The 16,951-nt window shown below is 59.2% G+C and carries 16 protein-coding genes; 7 read left to right on the forward strand and 9 right to left on the reverse strand.

Translation table 11 applies throughout. The features are described 5' to 3' along the window. Positions 1-10: 10 nt before the first annotated feature. Positions 11-619 carry a cytochrome-c oxidase, cbb3-type subunit II gene (gene ccoO, locus AWM69_RS06955; RefSeq protein ID WP_131653072.1) on the reverse strand — a complete coding sequence of 203 codons (609 nt, stop codon included), beginning with the start codon at positions 617-619 and terminating at the stop codon, positions 11-13. A 10-nt stretch (positions 620-629) separates the two neighbouring features. Further along, positions 630-2,054: a cytochrome-c oxidase, cbb3-type subunit I gene (gene ccoN, locus AWM69_RS06960; RefSeq protein ID WP_131653071.1), complete on the reverse strand. Its 1,425-nt coding sequence runs from the start codon at positions 2,052-2,054 to the stop codon at positions 630-632. Between the two features lie 73 nt (positions 2,055-2,127). Here ccoN and AWM69_RS06965 point away from each other — a divergent pair, with 73 nt between their 5' ends. Continuing rightward, on the forward strand, positions 2,128-2,838 hold the full coding sequence (locus AWM69_RS06965; RefSeq protein WP_218726074.1) for an alpha/beta family hydrolase: 711 nt from the start codon (positions 2,128-2,130) through the stop codon (positions 2,836-2,838). 210 nt (positions 2,839-3,048) lie between these two features. Here AWM69_RS06965 and AWM69_RS06970 read toward each other — a convergent pair whose 3' ends face one another. Next, positions 3,049-4,614 carry a PAS domain-containing methyl-accepting chemotaxis protein gene (locus AWM69_RS06970; RefSeq protein ID WP_131653069.1) on the reverse strand — a complete coding sequence of 522 codons (1,566 nt, stop codon included), beginning with the start codon at positions 4,612-4,614 and terminating at the stop codon, positions 3,049-3,051. Between the two features lie 145 nt (positions 4,615-4,759). After that, a complete protein-coding gene (acnA, locus tag AWM69_RS06975; RefSeq protein WP_218726075.1) occupies positions 4,760-7,501 on the reverse strand; it encodes an aconitate hydratase AcnA in 2,742 nt (913 codons plus the stop codon). Between the two features lie 215 nt (positions 7,502-7,716). Here acnA and rlmM point away from each other — a divergent pair, with 215 nt between their 5' ends. Then, on the forward strand, positions 7,717-8,793 hold the full coding sequence (gene rlmM, locus AWM69_RS06980; RefSeq protein ID WP_218726076.1) for a 23S rRNA (cytidine(2498)-2'-O)-methyltransferase RlmM: 1,077 nt from the start codon (positions 7,717-7,719) through the stop codon (positions 8,791-8,793). A 14-nt stretch (positions 8,794-8,807) separates the two neighbouring features. Further along, positions 8,808-9,062: a sulfurtransferase TusA gene (gene tusA, locus AWM69_RS06985; protein ID WP_048382584.1), complete on the forward strand. Its 255-nt coding sequence runs from the start codon at positions 8,808-8,810 to the stop codon at positions 9,060-9,062. 48 nt (positions 9,063-9,110) lie between these two features. On the opposite strand, the gene AWM69_RS06990 is transcribed toward tusA, so the two are convergent. Both AWM69_RS06990 and AWM69_RS06995 read right to left on the reverse strand, forming a co-directional pair. Further along, positions 9,111-9,530: a hypothetical protein gene (locus AWM69_RS06990; protein WP_131653066.1), complete on the reverse strand. Its 420-nt coding sequence runs from the start codon at positions 9,528-9,530 to the stop codon at positions 9,111-9,113. Positions 9,531-9,562: 32 nt separating this feature from the next. Then, entirely contained in the window at positions 9,563-9,925 is a 363-nt protein-coding gene (locus AWM69_RS06995; RefSeq protein WP_131653065.1) for a hypothetical protein, read from the reverse strand. A 371-nt stretch (positions 9,926-10,296) separates the two neighbouring features. Here AWM69_RS06995 and pdxB point away from each other — a divergent pair, with 371 nt between their 5' ends. Continuing rightward, positions 10,297-11,439 carry a 4-phosphoerythronate dehydrogenase PdxB gene (gene pdxB, locus AWM69_RS07000; protein ID WP_131653064.1) on the forward strand — a complete coding sequence of 381 codons (1,143 nt, stop codon included), beginning with the start codon at positions 10,297-10,299 and terminating at the stop codon, positions 11,437-11,439. Between the two features lie 140 nt (positions 11,440-11,579). Here pdxB and AWM69_RS07005 read toward each other — a convergent pair whose 3' ends face one another. Further along, on the reverse strand, positions 11,580-11,756 hold the full coding sequence (locus AWM69_RS07005) for a PA1571 family protein (protein WP_048382588.1): 177 nt from the start codon (positions 11,754-11,756) through the stop codon (positions 11,580-11,582). Positions 11,757-11,999: 243 nt separating this feature from the next. On the opposite strand from AWM69_RS07005, the gene AWM69_RS07010 reads away from it, so the two are divergent. Further along, on the forward strand, positions 12,000-13,802 hold the full coding sequence (locus tag AWM69_RS07010; protein ID WP_218726093.1) for an ABC transporter transmembrane domain-containing protein: 1,803 nt from the start codon (positions 12,000-12,002) through the stop codon (positions 13,800-13,802). Positions 13,803-13,991: 189 nt separating this feature from the next. Here AWM69_RS07010 and AWM69_RS07015 read toward each other — a convergent pair whose 3' ends face one another. Then, positions 13,992-14,273, reverse strand: a complete 282-nt coding sequence (locus AWM69_RS07015; protein ID WP_131653062.1) for a pyrimidine/purine nucleoside phosphorylase — start codon at positions 14,271-14,273, stop codon at positions 13,992-13,994. 78 nt (positions 14,274-14,351) lie between these two features. Further along, the gene (locus tag AWM69_RS07020) at positions 14,352-14,894 is read right to left on the reverse strand and encodes an exonuclease domain-containing protein (protein ID WP_048382591.1); all 543 of its coding nucleotides are present in this window, start codon (positions 14,892-14,894) and stop codon (positions 14,352-14,354) included. Between the two features lie 191 nt (positions 14,895-15,085). Between AWM69_RS07020 and AWM69_RS07025 the strand changes: the two genes are divergently transcribed. Together AWM69_RS07025 and AWM69_RS07030 are read left to right on the forward strand one after the other, a co-directional pair. Continuing rightward, positions 15,086-15,868: an ABC transporter substrate-binding protein gene (locus AWM69_RS07025; protein WP_256930225.1), complete on the forward strand. Its 783-nt coding sequence runs from the start codon at positions 15,086-15,088 to the stop codon at positions 15,866-15,868. Between the two features lie 59 nt (positions 15,869-15,927). Further along, complete coding sequence (locus tag AWM69_RS07030; protein WP_218726077.1) at positions 15,928-16,929, forward strand: GNAT family N-acetyltransferase; 1,002 nt, start codon at positions 15,928-15,930, stop codon at positions 16,927-16,929. Positions 16,930-16,951: the final 22 nt, after the last annotated feature.

The raw sequence follows: 16,951 nt of genomic DNA on the forward strand, positions 1-16,951 counted from the left end.
CAACCATGACTCACCTCTTGCTCTTGATGGCAGTGCCGAGTACTTGCAGGTACGCCACCAGCGCGTCCATTTCGGTTTTTCCCTGCACCGACTGTTTGGCGTTGGCGATGTCTTCGTCGGTATACGGCACACCGAGGGTGCGCATGACCTCGAGTTTTTTCTCGGTGTGACTGCTGTCGACCGGGCTTGATACCAGCCACGGATAGGCCGGCATTTTCGACTCGGGTACCACGTTGCGCGGGTTGTACAAGTGCGCGCGGTGCCAGTCATCCGAATAACGGCTGCCGACCCGTGCCAGATCCGGCCCGGTGCGTTTGGAACCCCACAGGAACGGGTGATCCCAGACACTTTCACCGGCGACCGAGTAATGGCCGTAACGCTCAGTCTCGGCCCGGAATGGACGAATCATCTGCGAGTGACACTGCACACAGCCTTCGCGGATATAGATATCGCGGCCTTCCAGTTGCAGGGCGGTGTAGGGCTTCATGCCTTCCACCGGGGTGTTGGTCACGTCTTCAAAGAACAGCGGGACGATCTGTGTCAGACCACCGACGCTGACGCACAGGATCATCAGCAGCAGCATCAGACCAATATTTTTCTCTACGACTTCATGGTTCATGGCGAACTCCTCAGGCCATCTGCGCGGCGGCTACGACTTCGGCGGGCTCGGCGTTACGTACGGTGCGCCAAGTGTTGTAAGCCATCAGCAACATACCGCTGAGGAAGATCGCCCCGCCGATCAGGCGCACGACATAGCCCGGGTGGCTGGCCACCAAGGTTTCAACGAAGGAATAGGTCAGCGTGCCGTCGGCATTGACTGCGCGCCACATCAGGCCTTGGGCGATGCCGTTGACCCACATCGATGCGATGTACAACACGGTGCCGATCGTTGCCAGCCAGAAGTGCGCATTGATCAGCCCCAGGCTGTACATCTGCGGGCGACCGAAGATTTTCGGGATCATGTGGTACAGCGCACCGATCGAGATCATGGCAACCCAGCCCAGAGCGCCGGCGTGTACGTGGCCGATGGTCCAGTCGGTGTAGTGGGAGAGGGCGTTGACGGTCTTGATAGCCATCATCGGGCCTTCGAAGGTCGACATGCCGTAGAACGCCAGTGACACCACCAGGAAGCGCAGGATCGGGTCGCTGCGCAACTTATGCCAGGCTCCCGAGAGGGTCATCATGCCGTTGATCATGCCGCCCCAGCTCGGTGCCAGCAGGATCAGGGACATCACCATGCCCAGGGACTGGGCCCAGTCCGGCAATGCGGTGTAGTGCAAGTGGTGCGGACCGGCCCAGATGTACAGGGTGATCAGCGCCCAGAAGTGCACGATGGACAGGCGATAGGAATAGATCGGACGTTCGGCCTGTTTCGGCACGAAGTAGTACATCATTCCCAGGAAACCAGCCGTCAGGAAGAAGCCCACGGCGTTATGGCCGTACCACCACTGCACCATGGCGTCAGTGGCGCCACCGTAGAGCGAGTAGGACTTGGTAAAGCTGACCGGAATTTCCAGGTTGTTGACGATGTGCAAAATGGCCACGGTCACGATAAATGCGCCGAAGAACCAGTTGCCCACGTAAATGTGCCGAGTCTTGCGCTTCATGATGGTGCCGAAGAACACGACGGCATAAGCGACCCAGACAATGGTGATCAAAATGTCGATCGGCCATTCCAGCTCGGCGTATTCCTTGGAGCTGGTGAAGCCCAACGGCAGGCTGATGGCCGCCAGCAGGATCACCAACTGCCAGCCCCAGAACGTGAAAGCGGCAATTTTTGGCGCGAACAGTGTGGCCTGGCAGGTGCGTTGAACCGAATAGAACGAAGCGGCAAACAAGGCGCAGCCGCCGAAGGCAAAAATCACCGCGTTGGTGTGCAAAGGGCGCAGGCGCCCGAAGCTGGTCCAGGGCAAATTGAAGTTGAGTTCCGGCCAGACCAACTGCGCGGCGAGAAAAACGCCGAGCCCCATACCGACGATGCCCCACACCACCGTCATAATGGCAAATTGGCGGACCACCTTGTAGTTGTAGGCGGTACTTGTAGAAGTGTTCATGGTTCCCCATCCACGGATCAGGCGCGTACAGATGCGCGCCTGGAGTTATAGGCAGACTAAAAGCGAGGCAAGCATGGGTGTAACAGGCGGTGTCGGTATTGACGGGGATCAATGGGCGCAGTGCGCGCAGGCTCGTGGCTGGCTGTGGAATGCGGCTGTCAGCGGGGTCAACGGCCCCCGGTCGAACACCCTGATACTGGCCCACGGCGCAGGCGCACCGATGGACAGCGAATGGATGACGGGCATGGCTGAACGCCTTGCTGCACGCGGGGTGAGCGTATTGCGCTTCGAATTCCCGTACATGGCCCAGCGACGGCTGGATGGGGGCAAAAGGCCTCCTGATCCGCAGGTCAAATTGCTCGAATGCTGGCGCGAGGTGTACGCCGAAGTGCGACGGCATGTCACGGGACCATTGGCCATTGGCGGCAAGTCCATGGGCGGTCGAATGGCCAGTCTGCTGGCGGATGAACTGGGTGCTGATCGATTGGTGTGCCTGGGGTATCCGTTTTACGCGGCTGGCAAACCGGAAAAGCCCCGTGTGGCGCACCTGGCCGAGCTACAAACGCCGACACTGATCCTGCAGGGCGAGCGCGATGCCCTGGGCAACCGGCAGGCGGTTGAAGCCTATACCCTGGCTCCCGGCATTGAACTGAGCTGGTATGTGGCAGGCGATCACGACCTCAAACCGCTTAAAGCCTCAGGCTTTACCCGTGAGCAGCACCTTGACGCCGCGGCGGACAACATTGCGCACTGGCTCAAGAATCCCCCAACCTGTAGCAGCTGACGAGTGGAACGAGGCTGCGTCCGGGCCGAATGCGGGATGCGACCTGAATGCTTCTGTAGCCGCTGCGAAAAGGTGGGTACCCATCGCAGCCTGCGGCAGCGGCTACAGGATTTGCGTAGCAGCGGTCGAGCGGGTCAAGTGCAGCCCCAACCCGTAGCAGCTGACGAGTGGAACGAGGCTGCGTCCAGGTTGCATGCCGGACTCTGCAGGCTAGCGGTTGAAGCGTTCTACCAGCGAATACTGGGTGTTTACGGTTCGGGTCAGTTCTTCGCTCAGTTGTGCGGAGTGTTGCGCCTGTTCCGAGGTCTGGTCGGCCAGGTCGGCAATGGTGCTGATGTTGCGGCTGATCTCCTCGGCCACGGCGCTCTGTTCCTCGGTCGCGGCCGCGATCTGGGTGGTCATGTCGGTGATGTTGGCCACGGCTTCACTGATCCCGACCAGGGCCTGGTCGGCTTCCAGTACGCGGGCGACACCTTCTTCGGCCTGACGGTGCCCGGCATTCATGGTCTGCACGGCGGTGGCGGCGGTCTGCTGCAACTTGGCGATCAAACCATGAATCTGCCCGGTGGACAGGCTGGTGCGTTGTGCCAGTTGCCGTACTTCATCGGCGACCACGGCAAAGCCCCGGCCCATTTCACCGGCGCGCGCCGCTTCAATCGCGGCGTTCAGGGCCAGCAGGTTGGTCTGGTCGGCAATGCCTTTGATCACGTCGACCACGCCGCCGATCTCATCGCTGTCCTTGGCCAGTTGCGTCACCGTAGCGCCGGTTTCCCCCACGACGTTCGACAGGCGCTCAATGGCCTCACGGGTTTCCCCGGCAATGTCACGTCCGCGGCTGGTCAGGCGATTGGCTTCTTGAGTGGCGTCCGCTGTGCGTTGCACATGGCTGGCCACTTCCTGGGTGGTGGCGGCCATCTGGTTGACCGCGGTGGCCACTTGTTCGGTTTCCAGACGCTGGCGTTCCAGTCCGGTGGAGCTCTTGTGCGCCAGGATGTCCGATTGACGCGCTTGCTCGCTCAAATGCTCAGCGGTGTCCTGCAGACGGGTCAGGCAGGTTTTCAAGCGTGCTTCCTGACTCAGGATGGACATTTCCAGACGTGCTTGCGGGCCGCGGCTGTCGGTGTACATCTGGGCTATCAACGGGTCAGAGGTGGTTTGCTCGGCCAGGCGCAGCAAGCGCTTGATCCCGCGTTGTTGCCAGCTCAGGCCGAGCAGACCCAGCGGAATCGACAGCGCGGCGGCCAGGGCAAAGCCCCAACTGGAATTGAACAGGGCGCCAATCATGAAGCTCAATTGACTGACCAGAATAAACGGCAGCCAGTCCTGCACGACCGGCAGCCATTTGTCGCGCTGGGGCACTGCTGACTTGCCACTGTTCAGGCGCGCGTACAAGGCTTCGGCGCGGCGGATTTGTTCAGCGGTCGGTTTGACGCGCACCGACTCGTAGCCCACCACACGCTCGTTCTCAAACACCGGCGTCACGTAAGCGTTGACCCAGTAATGGTCACCGTTGCGGCAGCGGTTCTTGATGATGCCCATCCACGGAGAACCCTTTTTCAGGGTGCCCCACATGTGCTCGAACACCGCTGTAGGGACATCCGGATGGCGCACAAGGTTGTGCGGAGCGCGAATCAGCTCTTCACGGGTAAACCCGCTGATCTCGACAAAGTCATCGTTGCAGTAGCTGATGACGCCTTTGGTGTCGGTGGTGGAGATCAACCGTTGTTGCGCGGGGAAAGTGCGTTCGCGTTGGGTGATGGGCTGGTTGTTACGCATGTCGTGTCTGTCCGCAAGGCTTTGACAGGCTTTCGGCATGCTGGGGGATTTGTTTAATTTAATTTCGGCTGCCGCTGGCCGGGTACGCCCCGAACACGGTTCGGGACGTACAGGCCTGCGGGTCAGGCCAGGTGATTAAGCGTGCTCAAGAGGCAATCAACTGCCGCAGCACATAATGCAGGATGCCTCCCGCCTTGAAGTACTCCACCTCATTCAACGTGTCGATCCGGCACAGCACGTCGACTTTTTCCTGTTGCCCGTTTTCACGGGTGATCACCAGGGTCAGGTTCATCCGCGGTTGCAGTTCCGTGCCGGTCAAGCCCAGCACGTCGAAGGTTTCATGACCGGTGAGCTTGAGGGTTTTGCGGTTTTGATCGAGCTTGAACTGCAGCGGCAGCACACCCATGCCGACCAGGTTTGAGCGGTGGATCCGCTCGAAGCTCTCGGCAATCACCGCTTTGACCCCCAGCAGGTTGGTGCCTTTGGCCGCCCAGTCACGGCTTGAACCCGTGCCGTATTCCTGGCCGGCAACCACCACCAACGGTGTGCCTGTCGCCTGGTAGCGCATGGCGGCATCGTAGATCGCCAGTTTCTCGCCTGTCGGAATATAGAGCGTATTACCGCCTTCTTCACCGCCCAGCATTTCGTTGCGGATCCGGATATTGGCGAACGTGCCGCGCATCATCACTTCATGATTGCCACGCCGCGAACCATAGGAGTTGAAGTCCCGGGGCTCGACGCCTTTTTCGCGCAGGTAATGCCCGGCGGGGCTGTCGGCCTTGATGTTGCCGGCCGGCGAGATATGGTCGGTGGTTACGGAATCGCCCAGCAACGCCAGCATCCGTGCACCTTTAACATCGCTGATGACGGGCAATGGCCCATCGATGTCATTGAAGAACGGCGGGTGCTGAATATAGGTCGAGTCTTCTTTCCAGACGTAAGTCGCGGCTTGCGGCACCTCAATGGCTTGCCACTGAGCGTCACCGGCGAATACTTCGGCGTATTCCTTGTGAAACATGCCCGTCGTCACTTGCGCCACCGCATCGGCGATTTCCTGTTGGCTAGGCCAGATATCACGCAGGTAAACCGGCTTGTTGTCCTTGTCCAGGCCTAGCGGTTCGCGGCTGATATCAATACGCACGGTGCCGGCCAGGGCGTAGGCCACGACCAGCGGTGGCGAGGCCAGCCAGTTGGTTTTCACCAGCGGGTGAACCCGGCCTTCAAAGTTACGGTTGCCCGACAGCACCGAGGCGACTGTCAGGTCGGAGTGAGTGATGGCCTTTTCGATCGGTTCGGCTAATGGGCCTGAGTTACCGATACAGGTGGTGCAGCCATAACCCACCAGCGAGAAGCCCAGTTGCTCAAGGTAGGGCGTCAGCCCGGCGGCATCGTAATACTCGGTGACCACCTTGGAGCCTGGCGCCAGGGAGGTCTTGACCCACGGCTGGCTTTTCAGGCCTTTTTCGACCGCCTTTTTGGCCACCAGCCCGGCGGCCATCATGACGCTCGGGTTTGAGGTGTTGGTGCAGGAGGTAATCGCCGCAATCACGACGGCGCCGTTTTTCAGGCAATAGGTTTTACCGTCGTGGTCGTAGTCGGCTTCGCCGGCCAGATCCGCATTGCCCACAGCCACACCGCCACCGCCTTCACTTTCAAGGCGACCTTCTTCTTTGTTGGTGGGTTTGAATTGCAGGGTCAGGAAGTCACTGAACGCTTGTGCAACATTGGGCAGCGCCACCCGGTCTTGCGGACGTTTTGGCCCGGCCAGACTGGCCTCCACAGTGCCCATGTCGAGCGCCAGGGTGTCAGTGAAAATCGGCTCTTGCCCGGCGATCCGCCATAGACCCTGGGCTTTGCAATAAGCTTCCACCAGTTTCACCGTGGCTTGCGGCCGGCCAGACAGGCGCAGGTAATCCAGGGTGATGTCGTCCACCGGGAAAAAGCCGCACGTGGCCCCGTACTCAGGCGCCATGTTGGCAATCGTGGCGCGGTCTGCCAAGGGCAGATCCGCCAGGCCATCACCATAGAACTCGACGAACTTTCCGACCACACCCTTGCTGCGCAGCATTTGTGTGACGGTCAACACCAGGTCGGTGGCGGTGATGCCTTCTTTTAATTTGCCGCTGAGTTTAAACCCGATGACTTCCGGGATCAGCATCGACACCGGCTGTCCGAGCATGGCGGCTTCGGCTTCGATGCCACCGACGCCCCAACCGAGGATGCCCAGGCCATTGATCATGGTGGTGTGGGAGTCGGTGCCCACCAGCGTGTCGGGGAACGCGTAGGTGCGTCCGTCTTCGTCTTTGGTCCAGACTGTGCGGCCCAGGTATTCGAGGTTCACCTGGTGGCAAATGCCGGTGCCGGGTGGCACCACGCTGAAGTTATCAAAGGCATTTTGCCCCCAGCGTAAAAACGCATAGCGCTCGCCGTTGCGCTCCATTTCGATGTCGACGTTTTGTTCGAAGGCCGTGGGGCTTGCGAACGCGTCGACCATTACCGAGTGGTCGATTACCAGATCCACCGGCGACAACGGATTGATCCGCTGCGGGTCGCCTCCGGCTTTGGCCATCGCCGCACGCATGGCGGCCAGGTCGACCACGGCCGGTACCCCGGTAAAATCCTGCATCAGCACACGGGCCGGGCGATACTGGATTTCCCGGTCGGAGCGCCGGTCCTTGAGCCAGGCTGCCAGTGCCTTGAGGTCGGGCTCGGTGACGGTCTTGTTGTCTTGCCAGCGCAGCAGGTTTTCCAGCAAAACTTTGAGCGACATGGGCAGTTGGCTCAGGTCACCCAGGGTTTTCGCCGCTTCGGCAAGGCTGAAGTAGTGATAAGTCTTGTCGTCGACTTTTAGGGTGGAGAGAGTGTTCAGGCTATCGAGGGAAGACATGACATGACTCCTTGAGACCCGCACGGCACGGATCGTGTGGAACGAACAGAGCTTCTAACCTAGCCCTGAATAGTTGATCTGGCTAATAACTGGACTGTCCGGTGGCGTTCAAGGTTCCGAACTCGGCTATCATGCCGGCCTTTTCGTGACAATCCTTGCGCCAAAGCAAGGTTGCGCAGCGGGCCAATTTCCGCCAGCTGCCCAGGAGTAATTCAATGAACACCGTTTTTATGCACTGCCGACCTGGTTTTGAAGGTGAAGTCTGCTCGGAAATCGCCGAGCACGCTGCCCGCCTGAATGTGTCCGGCTACGCCAAAGCCAAGCCGAGCAGCGCTTGTGCCGAATTTGTATGCACCGAAGAAGGCGGGGCAGAGCGCCTGATGCGCGGCTTGCGCTTCGCCGAACTGATTTTCCCCCGGCAGTGGGCACGGGGCAGTTTTGTTGAGCTGCCAGAAACAGACCGTATCAGCGTCATCCTGGAGCACATGGCCGATTTTCCGGTGTGTGGCAGCCTGTGGCTGGAAATAGTCGACACCAATGACGGTAAAGAACTGTCCAACTTCTGCAAAAAGTTTGAAGCTCACCTGCGCAAGGCCTTGATCTCGGCTGGCAAACTGGTGGAAACCGATGCCCACAAGCCGCGGTTGTTGCTGACTTTTAAAAGTGGACGTGAGGTGTTTCTCGGCCTGGCGGAGTCGGATAACTGCGCGATGTGGCCCATGGGCATTCCGCGCCTGAAGTTCCCCCGCGAAGCCCCCAGCCGCTCCACGCTGAAGCTGGAAGAAGCCTGGCATCATTTCATCCCCCGAGATCAATGGGACGAGCGCTTGCACAGTGACATGACCGGCGTTGATCTGGGCGCCGCACCGGGTGGCTGGACCTGGCAACTGGTCAATCGCGGCATGATCGTGACGGCTATCGATAACGGCCCGATGGCGGAAAGCCTGATGGACACCGGTCTGGTTCAGCACTTGATGGCGGATGGCTTTACCTTCAAGCCCAAGCAACCGGTGGACTGGATGGTCTGCGACATCGTTGAAAAACCGGCGCGCAACGCTGCGATGCTGGAAGAGTGGATCGGTGAAGGGCATTGCCGTGAGGCGGTGGTCAATTTGAAATTGCCGATGAAACAGCGTTATGCCGAAGTACGCCGTTTGCTCGACCGGATTGCCGAAGGCTTCAAGGCGCGGGGTATCCAGGTTGAAATCGGCTGCAAGCAGCTGTATCACGACCGTGAAGAAGTCACCTGTCATTTGCGTCGACTGGACGTAAAAAAACCTAAATCTCGCTGATTCAGGAGTCATTGATGAGTTTGTTTAACACCGATACGCCGGTCGATGGCGTGCTCGACGCCAGCGGCCTGAACTGCCCTGAGCCGGTGATGATGCTGCACCAGCACATTCGCGACCTGGTGCCTGGCGGCTTGTTGAAAGTGATAGCCACCGATCCGTCGACCCGCCGCGACATCCCCAAATTCTGCGTGTTTCTGGACCATGAACTGGTTGGGCAAGCGGAAGAGGCGGGCACCTACCTGTACTGGATTCGCAAAAAACAGGACTGATACGCCCCCGGCATCCACGGCACATCCCGCAGGGTGTGCCGGCGCCGGTCAGCGTTTGGTTTTGGGTGTGGGGCGGCCCTGTATGCTGACCTTGCCATACAGGAAAATATGAACCGCACTGGTGAAAGAGGCGACGACCAGGCTGTCCAGAAAGAAGCCTTTGAAGGTCAGGTAAAGCAAGCGATAGGCTGGCCCTTCAGCGTCCCTGGCCAGGGACAGGAGAAAGTAGTTCAGCACCAGCAGCAAGGCAAAGATCGCCCCCAAGATAAACCCGCTGGCCAGGGCCATTCGCCAGGAATCATGCAGGGGCTTGAAGCGCGGCCGGTATTTACCTGTCACCCACAGGGTAATAAGGCTGGCGAGCGAGGTGTACAGCACGATGTCAGGCACGCTGACAATTAAAAAGTGCATGTTGGCCGCCACGCACAAAGCGCCAAACATCAGATAAAAAACAATATACGGCAGCATGGCGCTCCCTCCTCAGGCGGACATGACCGCACTCAGTAATTAAACCAGCCCCGTGTTTTCATCCAGCCATACAGGACAATCACCGCGACACTGCCGGCCGCAGCGCTGGCCAGGCTGTTTAAAAAGAGGCTTTTGAAGTTGATGTAAGGCATGTCATAGGGGGCGAAGGACCCGAAAAACACATAGACGGTAAAGATCGAGGCAAAGAGGGTCCCCATGATCAATCCATTGGCCACGGTGGAGATCAGGCAGATGTACCGCGGCCTTGAGCGGGGCGGGTAGATATCGGTCACCCACAAGGGAATAAAGGTGACGGCAACGGCACACAGGGCGATGGCGGCATAACTGCTAATGGGAATAAGCAGGTTGGCCATCACGCATAGAATGATAAACATTAGATAAAACACAACATGAAGCATGGGCGTCTCTCGTCAGATCGGGGCACGGTCAGGTCGGGCCATCAGTTCGCGTGCGAGCGGGGGGAAGCAGACGTTCGTAGCCAGAGGTTGCAACGCAGGGGGGAGAGGGGAGCATTCGCGTTTCCTTGCGCGGCAGCCTGCTGACAGGGATGAACGTCGGCGGGCGATGAGTCGCGAAAGGTACCAAGCAAGGCTGCGCACTGAATGTAGGATCAGTCCCTTGAACTGGGTGCGTATGGCGGTATTCATGTAGGGATTATCAGAGCCAGTTTGGCGTCCTCAGCACTCCTTGCTGGCCCATCCCTCACAACAACGCCTACACTGCCACTCCGCCAAAGGAGCCTGCCATGTTGATTGTTGCTGACGAAAATATTCCGCTGATCGAAGCGTTCTTTGCTGGCTTCGGTGAAATACGCCGTTTGCCGGGGCGCCAGATCACCCGCGCAGACGTTCATGACGCAGATATCCTGCTGGTGCGTTCGGTTACTCGGGTCGACCGTGAGTTGCTCGAAGGCAGCGCGGTGCGGTTTGTCGGAACCTGCACCATCGGCACCGATCACCTGGCGCTCGATTACTTTGAACAGGCCGGTATCCAGTGGTCCAGTGCCCCGGGCTGCAACGCCCGCGGCGTGGTGGACTATGTACTGGGCAGCTTGCTGACGCTGGCTGAAATCGAAGGTGTCGAGCTGATGCACCGCACTTTCGGCGTGATTGGCGCCGGCGAAGTGGGCGGGCGCCTGGTCACCGTTCTTCGTGGCCTGGGGTTGAAGGTTCTGGTCTGTGACCCGCCGCGCGAGGCAGCCGAAGGCGGCGACTACGTCAGTCTTGAACAGATTATCGAACAGTGCGATGTACTCAGCCTGCACACACCGCTGAGTAAAACCGGCACTTTCCCGACCTGGCACCTGCTGGATCAACAGCGCTTGAACCAGCTTAAACCCGGCACCTGGCTGATCAATGCCAGCCGGGGTCCGGTGGTCGACAATGCTGCGCTGCGCGAGGTGCTGACCTGCCGCGATGACCTGCAAGCCGTGCTGGATGTGTGGGAAGGTGAACCTCAGGTAGACGTGGAACTGGCCGATTTATGCGTGCTGGCAACGCCTCATATCGCCGGTTACAGCCTGGATGGCAAGCAGCGGGGCACGGCGCAGATCTATCAGGCCTTGTGTGATTTCCTCGGGCAAGCGCCGCAGGTACAGCTTGCCGACTTGCTGCCCGAACCGTGGCTGGCGAAGGTAGAGCTCAGCGCCAACAGCGATCCGGCCTGGGCCCTGGCGATGCTTTGCCGTGGCGTGTACGACCCGCGACGCGACGATGCGGACTTGCGTCGCAGCCTGATCGGCAGTGTCGAAGCGCAGCGCCTGGCCTTTGATGCCTTGCGCAAGAACTACCCGGAGCGCCGTGAAATAGAAGGCTTGCCCGTCCACATCAACGGCGAGTCAGTGGCTTTGAACCAGTTGGTCAAAGCACTGGGAGCGGTGCTGGTTTAACCGACAGGCATAAAAAAACCGGCCTCAGGGGTGATGCCGGTCAGTCAAGCGAAAGGGGTCAGTGCAGGAGCGAGCTTCTGATCCCATTGTTCTTGACTGACCGGCATTACCTAAAGGGCCGGTTTATAAATACGGGGGTATCAATCCTTGTGCGAAGGCTTGACCAGACGCTGCTCCAGTTCGTGGCAGGCGTCTTGAATCATCTCTTCAGTGATCGACACTTCCTGGCCATTCTCATCGATAATCGCGCACCCCAGTGACTGGTGTGGCTGGGTTCGAATGACCGGTACTGCTTGAGCATCGAGTTGCAAATCCATGGCCTGTCTCCTCATCAAGGTGTAGCGCTACTGTAGATCCGTTTAATGACCAAGCTGTGACACAACTTGGCGACCATCCCAGTCCAACAGAAATATTCTGAAACTTCCACCCTGAATTTAGACCATTCGGGCCTAGGAAGTAGTGTCCCTGGTCATATTCAAAACGATTGAGAAAGGTTTACCGAGCCAAGTCGAACTAGGATGTAGGCTATGCAAGGCTTTTCACGTTTATCCTCCACTCGGATACTCCTCATGTTGTCATCGCGTCATCGTCACGCCATTCGTCTGGCCACTCACTTTGTTGCCCCTTATCGCTGGCAAGCGCTGGGGGCTTTACTGGCGCTGGTGGTCACGGCGGGCATTACCCTGTCGATGGGCCAGGGCATTCGGCTGTTGGTCGACAAAGGTTTCATGACCCAGTCCCCGGAACTGCTCAACCAGTCCATCGGCTTTTTCCTGTTGCTGGTGCTGGGGCTGTCCGTAGGCACCTTCGTGCGCTTTTACCTGGTGTCCTGGATCGGTGAGCGGGTCGTGGCCGACATTCGGCGACAGGTGTTCAATCACTTGATTGGCTTGCACCCGGGCTTCTACGAGAACAATCGCAGTTCGGAAATCCAGTCACGGCTGACCACCGACACCACGTTGCTGCAGTCAGTGATCGGTTCTTCGTTGTCCCTCTTTCTGCGCAACAGCCTGATGGTGCTGGGTGGCATCGTGCTGCTGTTTGTCACCAACCCCAAGCTCACCAGCATTGTGGTGGTTGCTTTGCCGCTGGTGCTGGCACCGATCCTGATTTTCGGTCGACGGGTGCGCAACCTGTCGCGGCAGAGCCAGGACCGCATTGCCGATGTTGGCAGTTATGTGGCCGAAGCCCTGGGGCAAATCAAAACGGTGCAGGCCTACAACCATCAGCAACAGGATCAGCAGCGCTTTGCGCAAACCGTCGAAGATGCGTTTGCCACGGCGCGCAAACGTATCTTTCAGCGGGCATGGCTGATCACCCTGGTGATCTCGCTGGTGCTGGGGGCCGTTGGCGTCATGCTTTGGGTCGGCGGCATGGACGTGATTGCAGGGCGTATCACGGGCGGCGAGCTGGCTGCGTTTGTGTTTTACAGCCTTGTGGTCGGCGGCGCCTTTGGCACCCTGAGTGAAGTCATAGGTGAACTGCAGCAGGCGGCCGGTGCTGCACAGCGAATTGCCGAACTCTTGCAGTCGAAAAGTCTGGTGTTGCCACCGAGCAAGGGCTTGCAGGTGCTGCCGGCCCGTGTGGAGGGCAATCTGCAACTAGAGAATCTGTATTTTTCCTACCCGTCGCGACCGGAAAGCTATGCGATCGAAGGGTTAAGCCTGTCGATCAAGGCTGGAGAAACCCTGGCGCTGGTGGGTCCTTCAGGTGCGGGCAAGTCGACGCTGTTTGATTTGCTGCTGCGTTTTTACGACCCGCAACAGGGACAGATCCTGCTGGAAGGGGTACCGATTACCCGGCTCGACCCGCATGATTTACGCCGTTGTTTTGCAATGGTGGCGCAAACCCCGGCGCTGTTTTTCGGCACGGTGGAAGACAACATTCGCTATGGCAACCCCCAGGCCAGTGATGCGCAAGTCGAGGCCGCGGCCCGCATTGCCCATGCCCACGACTTCATCCTGCAAATGCCCGAAGGCTATAAAACCCATTTGGGCGATGGCGGTCTTGGATTGTCCGGGGGGCAGCGTCAGCGACTGGCCATTGCCCGGGCCCTGCTGGTTGACGCCCCGATCCTGCTACTGGATGAAGCCACCAGCGCACTGGATGCCCAGAGTGAGCACCTGATCCAGCAAGCCCTGCCGAGCCTGATGCACGGCCGCACGACGCTGGTCATCGCCCACCGTCTGGCCACCGTACAGAATGCTGACCGCATTGTGGTGATGGATCAAGGCAAGCTAGTGGCCATTGGCACCCACGCACAGTTGATCGCCAGCAACCCGCTGTATGCGCGGCTGGCGGCGTTGCAATTCAATGTGGAAATGGGGCGATCAGCCCAGTCAAAGTCTACAGAGACCCTGTAGCAGCGGCCGAGCGAAGTGAGGCCGCGTCCGGCGGCGAAGCCGTCGTAAAGCCCGCCGTTGAATGCTCACGGCGCTCTACGGGTTTTGAATGCTTCTGTAGCCGCTGCCGCAGGCTGCGAAAAGGGCCGTAGGGCCTTCATGGCCAACCCATCGCCGCCTGTAGCGGAGGCCACAGAAGCCTTGTTTGACTCAGCGGTATTCGCAGAGGTAGGCGGTTTCGACGATGACTTTGAGCTGGAATTTGCTGTTGGCCGGTACGTTGAACTGGCTGCCGGTGGCGAAGGTTTGCCATTCGGTGCTGCCCGGTAGCTTGACGCTCAGCTCACCCGATACGACGTGCATGATTTCGCGCTCGGCGGTGCCGAACTCATATTCACCCGCAGCCATGACGCCAATGGTGGCCTTGCCTTCGGCTTGTGCGAAGGCAATCGACTTGACGGTGCCGTCGAAGTATTCGTTGACTTTAAACATGGCGATTCCTCGGAATGGGCTAAAAAGGCTGGCCAGTATGCAGAAGCCGTTTTATCTCGTCACGCCCTTTTACGAGCGCTAAATCTTGAGGGTCAGCGGTAACAGGCGGGCGGTGTTGCGGGCATCTTCCAGGGCGCGATGCTGTTGCCCGTTGAACTGCATGCCAGCCAGTTGCAGCGCGCTATTAAGCCCCAGCGGGCGCTTTAGCTGGCGGGCCTGGGCAAATTGCTGTTTGAGATTCATGTGCGGCAGGCGCGACAGGGCGCTGTCCAGTTTTTTCTGCCGCCATTCCTGCTCCAGCTGCTTGCGGTCGTAGTCTCCCCAACTGGCCCAGCCCTCCAGTTGCGGCAGGTGCTGGCCGAGCCATCGCTCGAATTGTTCCCAGACCTGTTCCATCGAAGCCCCGTTATCAATATTGGCTTGGGTGATGCGGGTCAGCTGGCGACAAAAAGGCGTTAGCAGCGGTCGACGCTGTGGACGAATAAAGCGCTGAAAGTGATCGACTTCCCGGCCTGAGCGAGTCACCACGCTGGCGCCGATTTCAATCACTTCCATTTCCTCCAGCGGCCAGCCGCCATCATCCGTGGTGGCTTCCAGGTCAATTACCAGCCAGTGAGGCATGTGCAGCTTCCTTAAACAGCATCGGCGTTGGGGATGGAGCGTAGCTAAAGCACCTGGATCCGCATAGGATCTGTTGACGCATCCCTATATACACTTTATTTGTGTGCGTGCTCGATCTCAGGTCGCGTGTTGATCAATAAGTTCCAGTCCAGGGGCAACACCAGGGGTGTAAGGTTTTGAAGTGTTTGCCAATGCGTATGGTCCACTGCATGTTGTTGAGCCTGGGAGCGAGCTGGCTGACACCTGTCCTGGCTGTCTCTGAAGTCCGGGTCGGCGCAGCGCACTTTCCGCCTTATAGCATCCGTCCTGAGCGAGGTGCCGATTCGGGACTTTTGCCGCAACTGCTCGAGGCGCTCAACCGGCAGCAAAGTGACTACCGTTTCGTGCTGGTCCCCACCTCCATTGCCCGGCGTTTCCGTGACTTCGAGCACGGCCGGGTCGACATCGTCATGTTTGAAAACCCCGCCTGGGGCTGGCAGGGCATCGTGTACAACCCTGTAGACATGGGGCTCGTGGACGCAGAGGTGTTCATTGCCAAACGCCTGCCGGAGCGTCGGCAATCCTACTTCGAGGACTTGACCCACAAACGGCTCGCGCTTTTCAACGGTTATCACTATGCCTTCGCCGGGTTCAATCCTTCGCCCGGCTACCTGATTGATACGTTCAACGCCACCCTCACGTATTCCCATGAAAGCAACATGCTGATGGTGCTGCGTGACCGGGCAGATATTGCGCTGATCACACGCTCCAACCTGGCCGACATGTTCCGGCGTCATCCTCAAGTCAGGCACAAGGTGATGGTGTCCAGGCGTATCGACCAGACCTATCACCACTACGCCTTGCTGCGGCCGCAATCGCCGATTCAAGCCCCGCAGTTCGCGCAACTGCTGCAAGCCCTTCGCGAGAATGGTCAGCTGGATTCGATCTTTGATCCTTACAACATTGAAGTAGAGTCTGTGGCAGGCGCGCCCTAAATTTCCCCGGATGGCTCACGTCACATTGCATGACTGTTGACGATAATCGTGAGCCTCCCATGACCTCTGCTTCCTTGTACCCACCGCGCTGGCGTGATTTGAATGCCGATGAGACCGATACCCGGCTGACACTGACACTCGCGGGCCAGACCTTGCTCGACCTGCAGCTTGAGCGTGGAACATCGCTTCACCTGAGCCTGCATGACGCTGGCGCCCAACCCACGCTCCAGGCGCTGTGGGCCGCTTGCTACTGGTTATTGGCAAGCGACCCGCAACGCCAGCAATTGACCTGGCACTTGCGCCGGCCGCCGAGCGAAGCCGTGCGCAGCGGCTTGTTGCACAGCACCGACATCGAAGGGCAGTTCATCTGTCAGCGCAGCCTGTTCTGGCAGCGGGCGCAACCGTGGCTGGGCGAGGAGCCCCTGCCGGTGTACCCGCAGCAGCACGTGATCAGCGCCGGCAAGCGCCACCCGTTACGCGGGCCCAAACCCCAGGGTGAAGTCTATCGGCGTTTTGATGCGCGCCTCGGCGCCTGGGTTTCCTTGCGCACGCTGGATATCGACGTCGATCTCGAACGCTTCAACCGCTGGCAGAACACGCCACGGGTGATGGACTTTTGGGAGGAGGGCGGCAGCCTGGAGCAGCATCGGCAGTTCCTCGAGAAGCTGGCGGCCGACCCGCACACGCTGACCCTGATCGGTTGCTTTGATGATCAGCCATTTGCCTACTTTGAAGCCTACTGGGCCAAGGAAGATCGCATTGCGCCGTTTTACGAGGTGGACGATTACGACCGCGGGATTCACATGCTGGTGGGCGAGCAGGCCCATCGCGGTCCGCACAAGGTTGCCAGCTGGCTGTCGGCGCTCACCCATTATTTGTTCCTGGCCGATCCGCGTACCCGCCGCGTCGTGGCGGAGCCCCGTGCCGACAATGACAAAATGATCGGCTACATGCAGGCGCAAGGCTATCACTGCGAGAAGGCATTCGACTTTCCGCACAAGCGTGCGGCCTTGATGATGCACAGCCGAGAGCGTTTTTTCGATCGTTGCGCCCTGACCTGAAGGCATAAATGATCTGTCCCCC

Source organism: Pseudomonas sp. D1HM, assembly GCF_019266105.1.
GTDB lineage: Bacteria > Pseudomonadota > Gammaproteobacteria > Pseudomonadales > Pseudomonadaceae > Aquipseudomonas > Aquipseudomonas taetrolens.